15 protein-coding genes are annotated in these 16,463 nt (G+C 62.8%); 9 read left to right on the top strand and 6 right to left on the bottom strand.

Features of this window, described 5'->3' with window-relative positions:
* Nucleotides 1-4 precede the first annotated feature (4 nt).
* Nucleotides 5-1,105, bottom strand: coding sequence for a glycosyltransferase (locus tag BN1123_RS19490; protein ID WP_042029112.1), 1,101 nt, complete (start codon nt 1,103-1,105; stop codon nt 5-7).
* Nucleotides 1,106-1,267: 162 nt separating this feature from the next.
* Between BN1123_RS19490 and BN1123_RS19485 the strand changes: the two genes are divergently transcribed.
* The 4 genes from BN1123_RS19485 to BN1123_RS19480 all read left to right on the top strand — a co-directional run bounded on the left by BN1123_RS19485 (nt 1,268) and on the right by BN1123_RS19480 (nt 4,952).
* Nucleotides 1,268-2,671: a GumC family protein gene (locus BN1123_RS19485; RefSeq protein WP_042029111.1), complete on the top strand. Its 1,404-nt coding sequence runs from the start codon at nt 1,268-1,270 to the stop codon at nt 2,669-2,671.
* A gap of 386 nt (nt 2,672-3,057) precedes the next feature.
* Entirely contained in the window at nt 3,058-3,630 is a 573-nt protein-coding gene (locus BN1123_RS21570; protein WP_156130757.1) for a DUF6988 family protein, read from the top strand.
* Between the two features lie 135 nt (nt 3,631-3,765).
* Nucleotides 3,766-4,254, top strand: coding sequence for a hypothetical protein (locus BN1123_RS21110; protein ID WP_082037583.1), 489 nt, complete (start codon nt 3,766-3,768; stop codon nt 4,252-4,254).
* A 65-nt stretch (nt 4,255-4,319) separates the two neighbouring features.
* The gene (locus BN1123_RS19480; RefSeq protein ID WP_042029110.1) at nt 4,320-4,952 is read left to right on the top strand and encodes a hypothetical protein; all 633 of its coding nucleotides are present in this window, start codon (nt 4,320-4,322) and stop codon (nt 4,950-4,952) included.
* A gap of 65 nt (nt 4,953-5,017) precedes the next feature.
* Here the strand turns inward: BN1123_RS19480 and BN1123_RS19475 are convergent, their stop codons facing one another.
* Nucleotides 5,018-5,866: a DUF1194 domain-containing protein gene (locus BN1123_RS19475; protein WP_005301401.1), complete on the bottom strand. Its 849-nt coding sequence runs from the start codon at nt 5,864-5,866 to the stop codon at nt 5,018-5,020.
* A 94-nt stretch (nt 5,867-5,960) separates the two neighbouring features.
* On the opposite strand from BN1123_RS19475, the gene BN1123_RS19470 reads away from it, so the two are divergent.
* Together BN1123_RS19470 and BN1123_RS19465 are read left to right on the top strand one after the other, a co-directional pair.
* On the top strand, nt 5,961-6,782 hold the full coding sequence (locus BN1123_RS19470; protein WP_042029109.1) for a hypothetical protein: 822 nt from the start codon (nt 5,961-5,963) through the stop codon (nt 6,780-6,782).
* Nucleotides 6,766-7,218: a hypothetical protein gene (locus BN1123_RS19465; RefSeq protein ID WP_042029108.1), complete on the top strand. Its 453-nt coding sequence runs from the start codon at nt 6,766-6,768 to the stop codon at nt 7,216-7,218. The genes BN1123_RS19470 and BN1123_RS19465 overlap by 17 nt, the downstream gene beginning before the upstream one ends.
* Here BN1123_RS19465 and BN1123_RS19460 read toward each other — a convergent pair.
* Genes BN1123_RS19460 through BN1123_RS19445 form a run of 4 tightly spaced genes read right to left on the bottom strand, consistent with a single transcriptional unit; the run spans nt 7,193 to nt 12,247 of the window.
* Nucleotides 7,193-7,720 (bottom strand): hypothetical protein, encoded by a 528-nt coding sequence (locus BN1123_RS19460; protein ID WP_224212385.1) that lies wholly within the window; start codon nt 7,718-7,720, stop codon nt 7,193-7,195. The genes BN1123_RS19465 and BN1123_RS19460 overlap by 26 nt on opposite strands.
* 11 nt (nt 7,721-7,731) lie before the next feature.
* Nucleotides 7,732-10,275 (bottom strand): hypothetical protein, encoded by a 2,544-nt coding sequence (locus tag BN1123_RS19455; protein ID WP_326938644.1) that lies wholly within the window; start codon nt 10,273-10,275, stop codon nt 7,732-7,734.
* Nucleotides 10,275-11,474, bottom strand: a complete 1,200-nt coding sequence (locus tag BN1123_RS19450; RefSeq protein ID WP_042029107.1) for a glycosyltransferase — start codon at nt 11,472-11,474, stop codon at nt 10,275-10,277. The genes BN1123_RS19455 and BN1123_RS19450 overlap by 1 nt, the downstream gene beginning before the upstream one ends.
* A complete protein-coding gene (locus BN1123_RS19445; protein ID WP_042029106.1) occupies nt 11,471-12,247 on the bottom strand; it encodes an acyltransferase in 777 nt (258 codons plus the stop codon). Before BN1123_RS19445 ends, BN1123_RS19450 begins: the two co-directional genes overlap by 4 nt.
* A gap of 319 nt (nt 12,248-12,566) precedes the next feature.
* Here BN1123_RS19445 and BN1123_RS19440 point away from each other — a divergent pair, with 319 nt between their 5' ends.
* The 3 genes from BN1123_RS19440 to BN1123_RS19430 all read left to right on the top strand — a co-directional run.
* Nucleotides 12,567-13,886 (top strand): lipopolysaccharide biosynthesis protein, encoded by a 1,320-nt coding sequence (locus BN1123_RS19440; protein ID WP_042029105.1) that lies wholly within the window; start codon nt 12,567-12,569, stop codon nt 13,884-13,886.
* Entirely contained in the window at nt 13,874-15,262 is a 1,389-nt protein-coding gene (locus BN1123_RS19435; protein WP_042029104.1) for an O-antigen ligase family protein, read from the top strand. The genes BN1123_RS19440 and BN1123_RS19435 overlap by 13 nt, the downstream gene beginning before the upstream one ends.
* On the top strand, nt 15,259-16,463 hold a 1,205-nt coding region (locus tag BN1123_RS19430; protein WP_052449286.1), incomplete at its 3' end, for a glycosyltransferase family 4 protein. The genes BN1123_RS19435 and BN1123_RS19430, both read left to right, overlap by 4 nt.

The following is a 16,463-nucleotide window of genomic DNA, read 5'->3' as shown; positions in this document are numbered from 1 at the left end:
CGCCTCAGCGGGCGTACAGCGCCTGATAGGCTTGAGCCATCTGGCTCAGGCTGCCCTGCTTGCAGACAAAGGCACGGGTGACGGTGCGCAGGCCATGAGACTTGAGCAACCCCTGTGCCAGAAGTGTCGCCAGGAGGGCGGGATCCCGCTCCTCAAGCAACTGGCCGCTGGCCGGACAGACGATCTCGGCAGCGGCACCCACGGCGCTCATCACCACGGGCACGCCGCAGGCCTGGGCCTCCAGCACGCACAATGGCATCCCCTCCGCCAGTGACGGCAGGCAGAAGAGATCCAGCCCCTGATAGAAGCGGGGCATCTGCTCCACCAGACCGAGAAAGTGGACCCGATGGGCAATCCCCAGCTGCTGGCATTGCTGCTGCAACGCATTTTGCAAATTGCCTACCCCGGCCAGTGCAAGATGCACCCCGGGGGAGAGGCGCGCCATGGCCTCCAGCAACAGGCTGTGCCCCTTGACTGCCTCAAGGCGTGCGGCGCAGCCGATGATCCTCACCCCAAGGGGCAAGCCCAGCGCCTGGCGCGCCAGCTCGCTGGGGCCGGGGACAAAGCGCCCCTCGTCGATGCCATTGGGGATCACTTTGGCCGAGAGGGCGCCGAGCCTCACCTGCAGCTGGTGCGCCACCGGGGTGGCGTCTGCCACCAGAGTCGGTTTGAAGGTGCGCAGTCCCAGCCCCGCCAGTTTGCGCTGGCGGGGATCGTCGAGATACCAGGCGTCGTGTTCGGTGTGGATAAGGCTCGCCACCCGGGCCAGCCGGGCGGCCAGCCCGCCATAGAGCAGCGGGCCCAGATGGTGGGTGTGCACCGCCGCCGGTTGCAGCTGGCGCAGCAGGCGGATCAGGCGATAGAGGGTGGTCAGCGACCAGCCGGCGGGCTTGTCCAGACAGTGGATCCGCCCGGCGAACGGCCTCAGGGCGGGCCAGGCGGCGAGCAGCGCCTCCTTGCTCCCCTCCAGCGAGACGATGTGCATGGGCTGGTGGCACTCGTTGGCCTGGCTGAGGTTGAGCACCATGGTCTCCAGCCCCCCAGGCTGCAGGTGCTGGACGATTTGCACGATGGCGGTGCTGGCTGACCTGGCGGTGGTGGGCATGGCGCTCTCCTCACTGTTGTCGGCCCTTCCCGGGCCCCCTTGGTGATGACTATGCGAATCCTGTACCACAACGTCTGCCATGTTGGCCCGCTTGCTGGCATTACCCTTGCATTTCCCCATCCATTCGTGGAATGCCATACCTGCCTTGAGGGGAGTGACGCCATGCCGGTTCAGTTCTACTACAACCTCTACATCATCCTCTTCGCCGCCTGGCGGCGCCGTTATCTCATTCTGATGCCGGCCCTGGTCATGCCGCTGGTGGGGGTGGGGATTGGCCTCTTGAGCCCCAAGGTGTACGAGAGCCGCACCACCTTCATGGTGCCGCAGGATTCCAACCAGATGCCGACCCTCAAGGATCTGATCACCCAGGAGAGCCTCAAGGATCGCTTTGCGGTGCTGGAGGCCATGCTGCGCAGCCGCTACGTGATGGACGGGGTGGCGCGGGACCGCAAGCTGGTGGATGACAACACCCCGCCGGCCAAGCGCGACGCCATCATGGACTGGCTCTCGGCGTCCGTCTCCATCCGCCTCATCGGGGACGAGGTGATCGAGCTGAAGGTAAAGGCAGACTCGGCAGAGAGCAGTGCCGGCCTGCTGGAGGCCGTCTCGCGCCGCTTCTTCTTCAACCTCCTGAACAAGGGGCGCCAGTCGGCCGAGTCGTCCGAGCGCTTTCTGCAAAGCCAGCTCGACAGCCGGCGCAGCGAACTGCAGGGGGCCGAACAGCTGCTGGCGGATTTCAAGCGCGAACATGCCAGCGCCCTGCCGGATCAGCAAAATGCCAACGCCGCCCGGCTCTACGGCCTGAAAGATCGCCACGCCGAGAGCCTGCTCCAGTTGCAGCAGGCCAAGACCCGGGTCGAGCAGCTCTCCCACGGCCAGGAGGGGACGACGGCCCGCAGCCTGGAGGAGAAGCTGCAACAGATGCAGACCGAGCTGGCCCTGCTGCGGGTGCGTTACAGCGATCAGCACAGCGAGGTGCAGAGCCTGCGCTACCAGATTGAGCAGTTGCAGCAGGAGCTGGAACAGCAGAAGAACAAACCCGGCGTGGCGGTTGGGCCCGAGTGGGATCAGGCCAGGGCACAGCTGGCCGAGGCCGAGCAGAATACCGCCGCGCTGCAGGTCCAGCTAGACGATCTGAACAAGGTGGTGGCCTCCCAGGGCGAAACGGAGAGCCAGCTGGCGGAGCTGGAGCGCGATCTTGAGGTCAAGCGCTCCCTCTACCAAGATCTGCTGCTGCGCTACGAGAAGGCCAAGGTGACCGGGGCGCTTGGCAGTTTTGAGCCCGGCGAGCGGATCAAGGTGATCGACAGACCCTTCGCTCCGAGCAAACCCAGCAACTACCCGCTCTGGCTGTTTCTGATTGCCGGCATGGTGGGGGGCTTCGGGCTCGGCTGCGGCCTGGCGTTGCTGATTGAACTGGCGGACACCAGCCTGCGCCGCACCGATCAGCTGGCAGCGCTTATCAAGGCGCCGGTGCTCAGCCGCATTCCCTATTGCGAACCGGTGCATGCTCACAGCGGCCAGACGGCCCATGCCCAGCCGCCACTGGTGGAGGTGCCGGGTTGATATTTGCCCATGCCGTCAAGGCAGGCCACCACGTTGAACCTGAATATTTCTGATAAGGCCTCGTAATGAGGCCTTTTTTATGTCACTCAGATAGCGCCTTGACCAACGACTATGGTTTGCGTCGAATTAGGATGTGATTGCAAAGCTAAGGTCTGGTGGCAGTTTCTTATTTCGCTTATTGACTGTGGTTTTACATAGTGATACAAGTGGAGCCGACATAAAACGTTGATAATATACTCATAAATCATGTGCTGGTTTATAAAATATTGATTTTAAAGTTATATATTGGTTGTGCTGAAAAGTGATGGGGGGAGTCATATTGAGGGTGATGATAGTGTATTAATAGCACCTTTCAGCTCATTACTGTTATAACCTGGGGGTAAAGAATGCAACATTCGAGAGAGATTTTGATTAAGCTAGAGTCCGGTTTAAATGAAATTAAATTGCCTAAATCCGAAAAGGTGATGATTGCATCGTCTTACTTCTCAATCTGTATGGAACACCAGAGGTCTATTTTGACACTCATAGAATTAAAACTTTATGGTTCTGCTAGTTCCTTACTTAGATGCTTATTTGAGAGTTATGTGAAAGGACTTTGGTTTCAATATTGTGCATTACCACAAGACATCGAGAAACTAAGAAAAGATAAGTTCAACAAAAAATTTAGTTCCTTGGTAATTGATCTTGAGAGTAGTCGAAATGGTAATGTCACTGGTTTGTCAGATGCTAAGAAACACATTTGGGAAAGTCTAAATAATTATACGCATTCAGGCCCGGCACAAATCGCCAAACGAATATCTGGCTCAAATATTGAACCAAACTATACAGATGGTTTTGTTAGGGATCTTATTTCCTTTGCTAATAATTATGGGCTTTTAGCAGCGGGACAGTTAGCTTTGTTAAGTAATGATAAAGGTGCACAGCAGCATGTACTTGAAGCTGCAGAGTTGTTGCTTTAGGGTGGTTATAACAAATGGTTCAAGAGTGGGTGTCAATACGTATAATTTCAATTTCCTATGAACCACGGTTGTTGTGGTTGAGCTTGGTGGTGAGTTATTGTCAGGTTATTATCCAGCATTAGATGTAAGAGACCTATGGAAAAATTATCCACGAAATTGAGCAATATAGATCAACTAGAAACATGGAAAGATCACGTTCAAGGGGCTTCTAGATTAGAAGTGGCTCAAGCATATAAAGAGGCACAGCCATTATGGGTTCATAGGATGCTCCGAGAACATAAACTCTATCTACACCCTGACGTTATAATGAAGCTTGAAAAGCAATGCTGGGTTCCTAATGATTTACAGAAAAGAATGATATGGGCCAGTGTTATAGGTTCTGATGAAAGTTCCAATAGTAAGGAAAGAATGTACAAGATAAAAGATAGCCTGATCAAAAAATATAGTCGTGAATGGTGGGAAGATGTTTTTTCTCGGCTAAAACATGTTTATGCAGCTAAAGAAAGAATAAATAAAATTCACGCTGGCCCAGCGGTGTCAACCTTCATCAGCCAAACATGTATTGGTGCAGAGGCCGCCAATGATGAGCGGCTAAGAGCTCTGAAAATGATTCCAAAGGTATGAAATATATAACAAGTAAAGGTACGTTTTTTTCAGGCTGAACGAGCTGTTTATGTATAGGAGAAAATATGCAGCAGAAACCTCATGTGTCAATAATATATCTTGATAGTATAGACCGAACTTTTTTTGGTGATTTTGAAACGGAAGTTGAGCACGATAAATTAGAATTGAAAATACATGAGAGGCCTGAGCCTGGGCCTTATGCTGCAGTTGAGTGGTTTCTTCCAACAGCAATTATTGCATTTGTTGCCAAAGCCTATTTTCAAGAATTTCTCAAAGATATGGGTAGCGATCATTATAAAGCACTGAAATCGTCACTGGCAAAACTAACCAAAAAAACAATTAGTCAGCCCCGTTTTGAACCTGTGTTAATGGGAACTAAAGGGAAAGTTCGCCAAAACAACCCATATTCCATGGCTTACTCCATTATGGCAGAAGGAAAGGATGGATATAACTTCAAGCTGTTGATTCCAAAGTTTTCACCAGACATCGACTATGAAAATATAGTGGTCAAGTTTATGGAGTTTATTGCAGAGTATCATGTTAATGGCCATTCGGCAGCATCTCTCGAAATTGAAAAAAGCGGTTCACCCGGAGGGATAATATTAGTTCATGTAAATCCAGAAACCGGGGTTATTGAGTGGTTAGATCACGTACCGCCAGAGGTTAGGGAGCGTATGGCCGCACAAAGAAATCAGTAAGTTCGTTAACAAAACAGGGAGCTATGGCTCCCTACTCATAACAAAAGTTACAGACGGTGTAACTGCTAGCCGATGACCGGCATCCGTTGCCATTCGGCGTTCTGCTGGTTGTGACCTTGAGTACGGCGCTGATAACGCCAGGCCAGCAGCAAGGGCATGCCAAGCAGCAGCTGGGCCGCCAGCGGGATCTCTTCGATGGGGGCCGCCAGTGCACCCTCCGGGATAATACCCCCCTCAATCTCGGCCGCGAGTTTCAGCTCCAGGGCGCTGCCAAAATCGGCGAAGGTGGTGGCGTTGATGACAAAAGCATCCTCGCCGCCGGCGATATTGTTCAGATACCAATCCTGCAGCACCCCATCGGGGTAGTCCTGGCCTATGGTGATGCCGTTGATGGTGTCGATGCCGGAGGCGAGCAGCTGATCCCGCACCGTGGCGGTGTCGAGCCCGGCATTCTGGATCCCGTCACCGGAGACATCCATCACCTGGCGCGTGGCGGTGAAGTCGTTGGTATCGAACTGCAGGGCGCCAAATTGCATGGCCGAGCCCGGCGCCGTCATCCCCGAGTAGGGGCGTGTCAGGGCGTCCAGGGTGGCGGCAAACTCGTTGATGGAGGTCATGTCATAGAGGTAGAACCAGTCGGTCATCACCGCCTGCTGGGTCGAGCCGCTCCACATCACCATCTGCACGGCGATGGTGCCCAGCTTGCCGTCGCTGGTATCCAGGATGGCGTCTTGCACCGCTTGACTGTAAAAAGCGTCCACATAGCCCTGCAACTGCAGGTTGAATTCGGACGCGCTGACGCTGCCCGACACATCCATCAGCAGTTGCAGTTCGGTATCCACTTCGGTCAAAGCGTAGGCGGGGGCGCTGACCAGCAGCATCCCCACCAGCCCTGCCAACGGTTTTAGTCTCATAACTCACTCCTTCTCCTTGGGGCCTGGCCCTGATCCTCAGTGCCGATGGGGAGAATGAATAAAGCGTGCCACTTTGCAGGTATCAGCAGCAGGCATGAAATTTGCGGTCTTCGCACAGGATGAAAACGAACAAGTGCGGGGTGAGGCGATGGAGATCCGTCCCTGGCAGTGGGCGCCCAACTGGTTGCTGTTGGGCCTGCTCAATCAGTGGGCCATGGTGTGGCTCAACACGAGCCATTTCAACCTGCTGGTGGTGTTGCTGATTGCCATCTGGTGGCAAATTGCATCGCGGGTTGCGCCAGCCTGGCAACCTGGCCGCGCCGCTCTGCTGCTCTTCTCGCTGCTGCTATTGATCCCGAGCGCCAGTTGCAAGGCGCTGGCCTGCCTGCTGCTGGCCGCGAGCCTGTGGCGGCGCCAGCAGCCTTGGGACGAGCGCGCCGCGCTGCACATAGTGGTGGCCTTCACCCTGGCTGTGCTGTGGGGGCAGCAACTCTTTGCCCTCTGCTCCGGCCCCGTGCTGGCGCTCGATGCCTGGGGAGTGGGCCAGTGGCTGCAACTGCTGGGGTGGGAGACGGTGCAAAGCGGCAATCGCATCGAGCGGGTGGGGGGGCATGCCCTGATCGTGCTCAAGGGCTGCTCCTCGTTCTCCCAGCTCTATCTGGTGGCGCTGGCCTGGCTGGTCTCCTCCTGCTGGCTGGCTCCGGGGCGGGCGCTGCACCGTCAGCTGCCCCTGCTGGGGCTGGTCTTGCTGCTCTACATCGGCAGCAACCAGCTGCGGCTGGTGCTGATGAGCCTGGATCTGCGCTGGTACGGCTGGCTGCATACCGGCACGCTCGCCCAGCTCTACCAGTGGCTGGTGCTGCTGCTGCTGATGACTCTGCTGTTTAACAGGGGGCGCCATGTCACCACCGATTAGGGGATATCTCTGGCTGTTGCTGCTGGCACTGGCCTCCACCGGCGCCATGGGGTGGCGCTATCAGCACCGCCAGCCGGTGGATGGCGCGCGCCAGATGCTGCAGGAGCTCCGCCAGCTCGGCTGGCAGCGGCAGGGGGCCAGCCCCTTGCTGGGGGGCACCTATGTCGGCTACCGGCTGCGCCACCCAGATTGTGACGGGGTCTTGCAGGCGATGGCGGTGGCCCCGGATCGGGAGGCCATGTCGGTGCGGCTTGCAGGCGCTAGCCAGCTGCAGGGGGTAATGTTTCGGGGGCAGTGGCACCCGGAGCCGCCACTGCTGGCCTATCGATTCAATCAGGGTTGGCACAAGCTGTGGGGCGATGCGCCGGCGCCCCTCTATCGGGTCGCGCTGCCTGCGACCTGTCTTGCCCTTATTGCGCCTGGCCAGCTTCGCTGAGGGGGCTGGCCGCATTGGCCGGCAGCACCCGGATCAGCAGGCTGTTCGGGGCCAGCATGGGGTCGTAGCGTGGTTCAAGCTCGATGGCGCGGGCACTGAGCAAGCTGGCCAGTTTGCCAAGGCGGCTGCTGGCAAGGCGCGCACTTTCCAGCATGTCGGTCTGCGGCCCGGGGCCGCTGATAAGGGCTATCTTCGCCGGATCCCGCTGGCCGAGAAACTGGTGCAACTGCTGCTCCTGATCCGCCGCCAACATCACCGCTTCTTCCTGATAGGTCAGCGACAGCTGGGCCTGCTCGGCCAGCTGCTGCTGGCGCAACTGCGCCAGCATGGGGAAGGGATCCTCGGTGGGTGTCTGGCGGGCACAGCCTGTGAGTAGCAAAGAGGGTAGCAAAGAGGGCAGCAAGGAGAGCAGCAAGCCTGCGGCAAGCTTGATGTGACGGGGACGACGCCCGGTACTCTGGCGCCCAAAAGCCTTTATGTTGGTGACGTTCTGATGCGGCATAAGCTGGCCAGTCAGGGGGATGAATTGGCTCCAGTTTGCAATGTTTTCAAGCGCTTGGCCAGTTGTTCAATCTCGCCGCGAAAGCTGGCCCAGCGGCTGGTGGGGAGCGCTTCGGCCTGCTGCCAGCGGGTGGGCACCGCCTCGCGCAGCCGCTGCAGCAGCAGGGCTGCATCCACCTGTTGGCGCGCCGCCTGCTCGAGCCAGGTGAGCCAGCGCAGATCCTCGATGCCCTGTTGCAGCAGCAGCAGATCGTAGGAGAGGCGATGGGCCTCGCAGGCCTGCGGGCCCAGCAGCAGAAAATCGCTCTCGCGCCCGTCGGTGGGGTCGTAGGGCAGGGCGGTGGGCATGCGCCCGTGCCACTGCAGGTAACCCTCGGCCCCGCTCTGCCAGAGGTAGAAGCCGGCGGCGCGCGGGGTGCCGAGGTTGTAAAACCAGGGGGCAGCCCCGGCGGCCCTGACCCGTTCCACATCGGCCTTGTCGGCGCCAAAGCCTGCGTTGACCAGGGCTATCTCCACCTCGGCAAGCAAGGGCGCCTGGGCGGGATGGTTGAAGTGACCGGCCCGCACCACGGCAGGATCCCGCTGTTTCATCTCGCGGGCCATGGCCAGGATGGCGGGCAGGGCGCCGAGATCCGGCTCGTCAAACAGGCTCCAGGCCAGGGGGGGCAGTCCCTGGGCGCGAAAGGCCGCCTGGCGCTGCTGCCAGGCATCGAGCCGGCTGTTGGTGTCGCTGCCCCAGCGCTTAAGCGAAGCGTAGGCCAGCAGCGGCATGTGAAAACCAAGGCCGATGGCCTCCTCCTGGGTGGTGCGCATCCCGGCCTCATCCTGGGGCAGGGCGGGGGCCACGCCACTTATCCCAAGCCCGGCAAGCCGCGCCAGATCGCAGCGACTGGCGGCCAGCTGGGCGCTGGCCAGATCCGGGCCCTGGCCGAACCAGCCAAGGTAGGGGGGCGTGTCGAGGTAGATGCCGACCGGCTTGCTGGCGGCGGGCAGGGTCAGGGGCTGCACCTCGATGGCCAACGGGAGCTGCACCAGCTGCTGGTGGCTGAGCAGCTGGATATTGCCCTGATAGCGCCCTGCCGGCGCATCTCGCGAAATGGGGATATGCAGCACCAGGCGCCTCGGCACTTGGCGTTTGAGGGTGAGCCCCGCCACTCCCTCCACCAGCTCCTGATCCGAGGGGAGCAGCAGGGTGCCGCTCGCCTGGGGGCGCACCAGATGCCACTGGCCGTGGTAGGGGGTCAGCGGCAGGGTGACGCCGTTGGCCGCCGGCGGCTGGATCACCAGCAGGGGGGCGGCGTCATCCTCGGGCGTCTCGATGACAAACTCCAGCAGCAGCTGGCTGCCTTGGGCGGCCAGTACGGGAGTGGCGGGGGGGGCCGGGCTGGCCCTGGCACTCAAGGTCGGCTGCCCCGGCGCGATGGGGGTCAGGGTGAGGCGAGCGGGGGATTCTGGCAGCGAATAGGGAGCCAGGGCCCACTTCTCCGTAAAGAGCTGACGCTGCTTGGCCAGCACCCGCCGGGTGGCTTCGGCCAGCGGGTTAGCCTTGGCATCAGCCTGCTTGTCCGCCGCCGGATAGGGAGCAAGCAGCAGGCCGGCGAGGAATTTCGCATCCGGCGAATTGCCCCCCAGGGTGAGGGTGAGCGGGCCGCCCGGGTGCTCGAGCACCAGGCTGACCGGCCCCCCCTGGCGGGCACCAAACAGCTGCCAGGGGTCGGGATTGGGCAGCGCCTCCTGCTGCTGGCCGGCGAGATAGCGCTGGGCCAGCCACTCGCCCGGCTGCAACCGCTCGGCCCAGACCGGCTCGCCATCGATCAACACGCTGCGCTCGAGGGGGTGGGGCAGGTACTCCCACTCGCCCGGATCGTCGAGCCAGAGGGTGAGCTGGTAGCGCCCCTTGGGAACCTCCAGCCTGACGCCGTCGAGGTTGCGCAGCCCGTCGCGGATCAGCGCATCGCCGGAGGGGCGCAATATGGGGCTGGGGTGGCCCAGCAGACGCGGATCCCCCGGTGCCAGGGTCTCGAAACCGGTGAAGCGGGGCGAGTCGCTCGCCCCCAGGTCGAGGGCTATGGTGCCGGTGGGCAGGGTCAGCCCGGGGGACCAGTACCAGCGTGTCAGGGTGAGCGGCGTCGCCCCGTCAGCCATAAAGAGATAGAGCTTGGTGAGCTGGTCGAGGGCCAGGGCCCTGGGCTGGGCGGTGCGCCAGTCGCTTAACGAAAAGCGCAGGGTGAAGGGACCCGGGGGGATGATCCGCTCCAGATTGACCCGGCTGCGGTAGTTGACCGAGGCGGCGTCATCGACCCGCAGGATCAGGGTCTGGGGGCCTGCCGCGGGATTGTGACCCTCGATCACCAGTTCGTCATCCGCCCCGATGGGCCAGGGCAGGCGTTCGAAGGGGAGCCGCTGGGGCGTCTGCTCGCCGCTCAGTGGCAAGGGGGTGGGGCCATCAAGGCGGCTCGCCGCCCTCACCGGGCTCCCTGTTATCAGGCAGAGAGTTATCAGGCCGAGTACCTGCAGCCAGCATGCTCTGTGCAAACGCGCCGCCAGCCAGATCATCAGAGCAGCCCCGCCAACCAGTTTTTCAGCTCATCGGCCCTGTGATCCCAGCTCTGCTGCGCCACCGCCTGCTGGCGCTGCGCTTTTCCCTCGTGCCGGGTCAGCGCCTCCCACTCGTAGCGCTGAAACCAGTCCTGCCCGGGGGCGTCGAGGGCGGCGCGCTGGATGGCCTGGGCCAGGGTGTCGCCCGGGCGGGGCAGGTGTACCAGCTCCCGATAGCCGTCCAGCGCCGGAAAGTCGGTGCTGACGACGGGCCGGCCAGTCGCCAGATACTCGCGCAGCTTCAACGGATTGCAGGCCCTGATCTGGGCATTGTCGACGAAGGGGAGCAGGCTCACTTGCCAGTGTTGGGCGTAGGCGGCCAGGGTGTGGTGAGGTCTGGGGCCGAGCAGGTGCACATTGGGCAGTCCGGCCAGCGGGCTCAGGTCAGTCTGCCTGGGCCCTATCAGCACCAGATCCCAGTGGGGCAGGGCGCGAGCGGTCTCCGCCAACAGGGGAACGTCTATCCAGTCGCTCAGGCTGCCGTAAAAACCGGTGATGGGGCGCCCGCTCGGCAGATCCGCCGGCCTGGGTTGGGGTGGCATAAAGAGGCCGAGATCCACCCCGTGGCTCAGCAGCCGGGTCTTGTGGGGGGGAAAGCGGCTGGCCAGCGCCGGACTGGCGGCCAGGATAAGGTCCGCTTTTTCTACCAGCCTGGCCTCGCAGCGGGCAATGGCGGCGTGATCTACCCCCGCCAGGGCCGAGAAGTCGTCGCCGCAGTAGTAGATCACCGCCCGCTCACCGAGCTTGCCCACCAGATCCACGGCGCTTGGCAAGGAGATCCAGAGCAGGGGCCTGTCGAGCTCGGGCAGATGGCGGCGGATCTGGGCCGCCAGCCAGTGGCCGTTGATCCGCCCCGCCAGTCGGCTGCCGGGCAGGGGCAGCGCCAGCGGCGGCATCACCTGGGGCGTCGGCCCGCTCTGGATGGCGGCTGACTGCACCTCGCCTTTGTCCGGGCGGCGCAGCACGGCCCCCAGCTTGCGCCCTAGGCGGCCGAGATCTCGCACATTGAGGCGGGGGCGGCGCAGGCCGATGGAGTTGACCCAGAGCACCCGATAGTCCGGCAGCAGGCGCTTGATCAGGTGCTGGGTGCTGGAGGGGTGCTGACCCCAGTCTTCCCCCAGTACCACCAGTTGGGGCTGTGCGCTCGACGGTTTCATGGCTGTTTCTCCTCACTCGGGCGGCTGGCGGCACTCTCTGCCAGCGCGTCGCGGCAATCTTGTGCATCGAGGGGGCGCAGCACCCGGGCCGGCACCCCGGCGGCCAGCACCCCGGCAGGCAGGCTGTGGGTCACGATACTGCCGGCGGCGACCACGGTACCGGCTCCTATGGTCACCCCCGCCATCACCATGGCGCCGGTGCCGAGCCAGACATCGTTTTCGAGCACGATGTCGCCGACCTGCTCGTCCCGATCCGGCAGTCCCCGGGCCCGCTCCTGGGCATCCAGCGGGTGGCCAGGATAGCCCGCGAGGAAGGCACGCCCGGCGATGCGTACGTTATCGCCGAGCACAACTTTGCTGCCCACGGCGATGGTGGTCTGCCAGCCGATGCCGACGTTGTTGCCAATCCTGAGAGCGGGCCCCTTGCTCGAGGGGCGGCCGCTGATGGTCATGGCGGCGCTGAGGCGACAATCCGTCCCGATGTCGATCGACACGGGGCCGCTGATAAAGGGGATGCCGCCATAGAGATAGAGGCGGGGGGCGGGGGCGCGCAGGCGAGACTGGAACAGCGGCGTCCACCAGAGGGTGCGGGCCAGGGTCGCGAGAGTCTGGCTTGTCAGCCGATAGAGGCGATAGAGCAGGCCGTGCAGGGGCGGGATGAGCGGACAGCTCCAGCTGCGGGCCCCCTTGGCGAGGCGCCACAGCAGGCGGGCCAGCGGCGTCTCTCCCTGCTTGGCCCAGGTTTTCATCCGGTACAGGCTGATGCTGTTCATGGTGTGCTCTCCCTTGGCTCTGCTGCCGTCATGGCCGACCAGTCAGGCACTAGCAGGGATCGGGCCAACTGACGCTCAGCACGCTGCTGGCTCGCGCCGGCCGCCTGCCAGGGGGTTGGATGGCAAGGCGCTGTGCAAATTGCGCCGGCCGGGCTGCAAAACGCAAAAATCAGATTCATTTTGGGCCTGATGTGCGTTGCTGTGAGGGTCGAGAGCGCGGCATATAGGGCAGCACGGGGAATTGCACCGGCTGGCGTGCCCCTTGCATTGGCTGATCACAGATGACCCAAGATCCGTTGCCTGGTGGCTGGGAGGCCCTATGAGACTCGGAGTAAACCAGATAGCCATGATCTATTACGCCGCCGGCCTCTTGCTGATGAAGGGGATCTCCCTGCTGATGCTGCCGGTGCTGACCCACCTGCTGGCGCCCCGGGAGTATGGCCAGCTGGAGGTGCTCTTGACCATCATCAACCTGGGCTCCCTCATCCTGGGGTTCGGGCTGGTGGACGCCCTCTATCGCTTCGCCGGGATGGCGGCAGATGAAGGCGAGCGTAAGCAGGTGGTGGCGCGGGTGTTCGGCCTGGTCTGGATCATCGCCCTGGCCAGCCTGGTGCTGCTCTGGTGGCTGGCGCCCCTGGTGCAGCGGCTGCTGCCAACCGAAACCCGCCTTGCCGATGTGCGTTGGGTGCTCAGCGCCTTGCCGTTCGAGGGGGTGATCGGGGTGCCGCTGGCCTGGCTGCGGATGCGCAATCAGGCCCGCCTCTTCTTCGTGGCCACCGCCGGCAAGGCGGTGATCCAGTCCCTGCTGACCGCCTGGTGGCTCTGGCTTGGCTGGGGAGTGAGCGGAGTGCTCGCCTCCGGCACCCTTACCTGTGTCGGATTGGCGCTGCTGCTGAGCCTCTGGCAGTGGCGCGATGGTGGCATTCGCTTTGACTGGCAATACTATCGCCCCCTGCTGCGCTACGGCATGCCGCTGGTGGTGAGCGGGCTGGCGGGCTTTGCCCTGAGCGGGCTGGATCGCTGGCTGCTGGCCGAACACGTCGGCGAGGCCCTGCTGGCCTACTATGCGGTGGCGGGCAAGCTGGCGCTGGCGGTGGGACTCTTGCTGCAACCCTTCGCCCTCTGGTGGTATCCGCGCCGCTTCATGCTGCTCAAGGAGCCGGACGGCCTGCGCCTCAACGCCCACTACAGCGTGCTGGGCTCCGTGCTGGGGTTTGCCACCGCCGGGGTGGTGGGGCTCACCGCCCCCCTGCTCATTCGCTGGCTCACCCCGGAGAGCTATCACGGGGCCATCGCCTATATCCCGCTGCTGGTGCTGGGGATGGCGGTGCGCAACGTCTCTGACCTGCTCAATGTCGGCTGCTTCAGCGGGGAGGAGAGCAAGGCCCAGATGGTTATCAATCTGGGATGCAGTTTGCTCGGCGTCCTTGGCTTTTTGCTCGCCATTCCGCGTTTCGGGGTGGCCGGGGTGATCTGGACCCTGCTGCTGGTCTATCTGGTGCGGGCGCTCGCCTTCTATCTGGTGAGCCAGCGGTTGCTGCCATTGCCTTACCGCCTCTCGGCGCTGTGGGCGAGCGGTGCCGGCTCCCTTGCCATGATGTGGCTCGGCCAGTGGTGGGCAGGGCAATGGGCCGCCTGAGCCACGCCCTCTGGGGGCTGACTGCCACCCTGGTGGTGGCCGGACTCTGGTGGCGGCTGCCGCACCCGCTGCTGCTACCGGTGCTGGGGCTGGCCATTCCCGCCATCTGGTTTGCCCTGCGCTGGCCGTTTCTGATGGTGCTGGGGTTCGTCACCTTCTCGTTTTTCCGCCTGCACGAGGTGTTTCCCCAGCTCTATCCCCTCAAGATCCCGCTGCTCTTCTCGCTGGCGGCGATCGGCGCCCTGGTTTGGCACACCCTGCTGACCGGTCGCATCAAGCCCTACTGGAGCCAGCCCCTCAGCTGGTTGACCGCTTTTTTCATCGTCGTCTCCATCGGGGTGCTGTTTGCCAGCAACCGGGGGGAGGCGATCGCCACCTGGACCGGCAGCTACAGCAAGATCTACCTGATGACGCTGGCCACCGCCTGGCTGGTGCGCAGGCCAGAGGACTTCGCCCTGGCGGTGCGGGCCTTCGTGGTGGCCGGCTGCATGGTGGCCCTGGTGGCGCTCTACAACAAGAGCAGCGGCATCGGGCTGGTGGAGGGGACCCGGGTCACCATAGGGCGCGAGCTCGGTTCGGTGCTGGGGGATCCCAACGATCTGGCGCTGGTGCTGCTGTTTCCCGCCGGCTTCTCCCTGAGTCTGCTGCTCAACCGGGGTAATGGCCTGGGAGGGCGCATCCTGGGGGCGGTGGGGTTCGTGCTGGTGGCTGCCGCCATCATCGCCACCCAGAGTCGCGGCGGTCTGCTCGGGATCTGCGCGGTGAGCGGCATTTTTGCCTGGCAGCGGGTGCAGTCGAAAACCGTGTTGATCCTGTGCGGCTCGCTGGCGCTGCTGGTGCTCTTTGCCGCCGCCGGGATAAGCGATCGGGCCTCCGGCGGGGCGGCAGAGAGCGGGGTGGACGCCTCGGCCATGGGGCGGCTTTATGCCTGGCAGGCCGCCTGGGGCATGGCGCTGGCCCATCCGCTCATCGGGGTGGGGCTCTCCAACTTCTACTACAACTACTTCTTCTTCAGCCCCCACTGGGACGGCCTCAACCACGCGGTGCACTCCACCTGGTTCGGGGTGCTGGCGGAAACCGGCTTCGTGGGGCTGTTCATCTTCATCGGCATGGTGGTGGTCACCCTCTACCGGACCTGGCGCTGCTCACTGGATGGCATGCCTCCTGCAGTAGTGACTGCCATGCAGGGGGTGATGGCGAGCATGGTGGGGTTCGTCATCTCGGGATCCTTCCTGACCCAGGGCTTTACCTGGCCCATCTATCTGGAGCTGTCGCTGGCGGTGGCAGCCATCAAATATGTCCGGCAGGCCAGAGAAACGGAAATGGCCATGGCCGGGGCGGAGCGGGATAAACCAAACAAGGGAGCTGAGTCATGAGCGCAACCCCCATTTTGCTGGTGCATTACGGCGAGAACTGGATCCGCGGCAGCGAGCGCTGCCTGCTGGATCTGCTGGCCCACCTGGATCGCAGCCGCTTTGCCCCCCTGCTCTGGTGCAACAGCCAGCAGTTGGCAGAGGAGGCCGCCCTGCTCGGGGTGAAGGCGGTGGTTGAGCCCTTCTCTCTGCTGCTGGGGTGGCAGGCCCCCCGCTTCGATCTGGCCGCCCATCGGGCCCTGTGCCAGCGGGCGCAGGCGCTGATCGAGGAGCATGGCATCACTCTGGTGCACGCCAACAGCGCCGCCCCCTGCCAGTGGCTGGCCGGGGTGTGCCGCAAGATGAAGGTGCCGCTGGTGTGCCATCTGCACGCCCGTTATCAGCCCAGAGACAGGTTCAGCCTGCGGGTGCATCAGGCCAACGTGCTGATCGGGGTGAGCCAGCCGGTGCTGGCCCCCTGGCGGGAGGATGGCTGCGAGCATGGCCGTCTCGTTCATATCGCCAACGGGGTGGACAGCGCGCGCCTGAGCGAGGGGCGCCACTGGCCCGTGCTCGGCATGCTGGATTTGCCGCCGGGGGAGCTGATCCTGGCCACCATAGGGTCGCTGATCAAGCGCAAGGGGGTGGATCTGCTGATCCGCTCCCTGGCCGAGCTGACCCGACAGGGGGAGGAGGCACAGCTGCTGGTGATTGGCAGCGGCCCCGAGCTGGCAGCGCTAACTGCATTGGCCGCTGAGCTGGGAGTGGCCGGGCGGGTGCACTTTCTCGGGGAGCGGCCTGACAGCGCCGCCATCCTGCGCGGCGGGGTGGATCTGCTGGTTTCCGGCGCCCGCGAGGAGGTGTTCGGGTTGACCCTGGCCGAGGCGGGTATGCTGGGGCTGCCGGTCAGCGCCTATCGGGTGGGGGGGATCCCCGAGGTAGTGGAACACACGGTGACGGGCCTTCTGGCCGACCCCGGCGACTGGCGCCAGATGGCGGCTCATTGGCAGCGATTGGGCGATCCCGCCCTGCGCAGCCGGTTGGGGCGGGCAGGGCAGACGCGGGCTAACCAGCTGTTCACTGTCCGGCGTTATGTGGAGAAGGTGAGCGAGCTCTGGTCGGCGGCGCTGGCGGGGCGCTGGGACAATCCGGAGCAGCCCCCCTACGGGCGCATGCTGCGCTGGCTCGGGCAGCGGCTGTTGGCCAGGGTGGGTCTGGCGGGGGA

This window comes from Aeromonas enteropelogenes (genome assembly GCF_000819845.1).
Classification (GTDB): domain Bacteria; phylum Pseudomonadota; class Gammaproteobacteria; order Enterobacterales; family Aeromonadaceae; genus Aeromonas; species Aeromonas enteropelogenes.
Note: the sequence above shows the minus strand (reverse complement) of the source record. Positions and strands in the feature narration are given on the sequence as shown.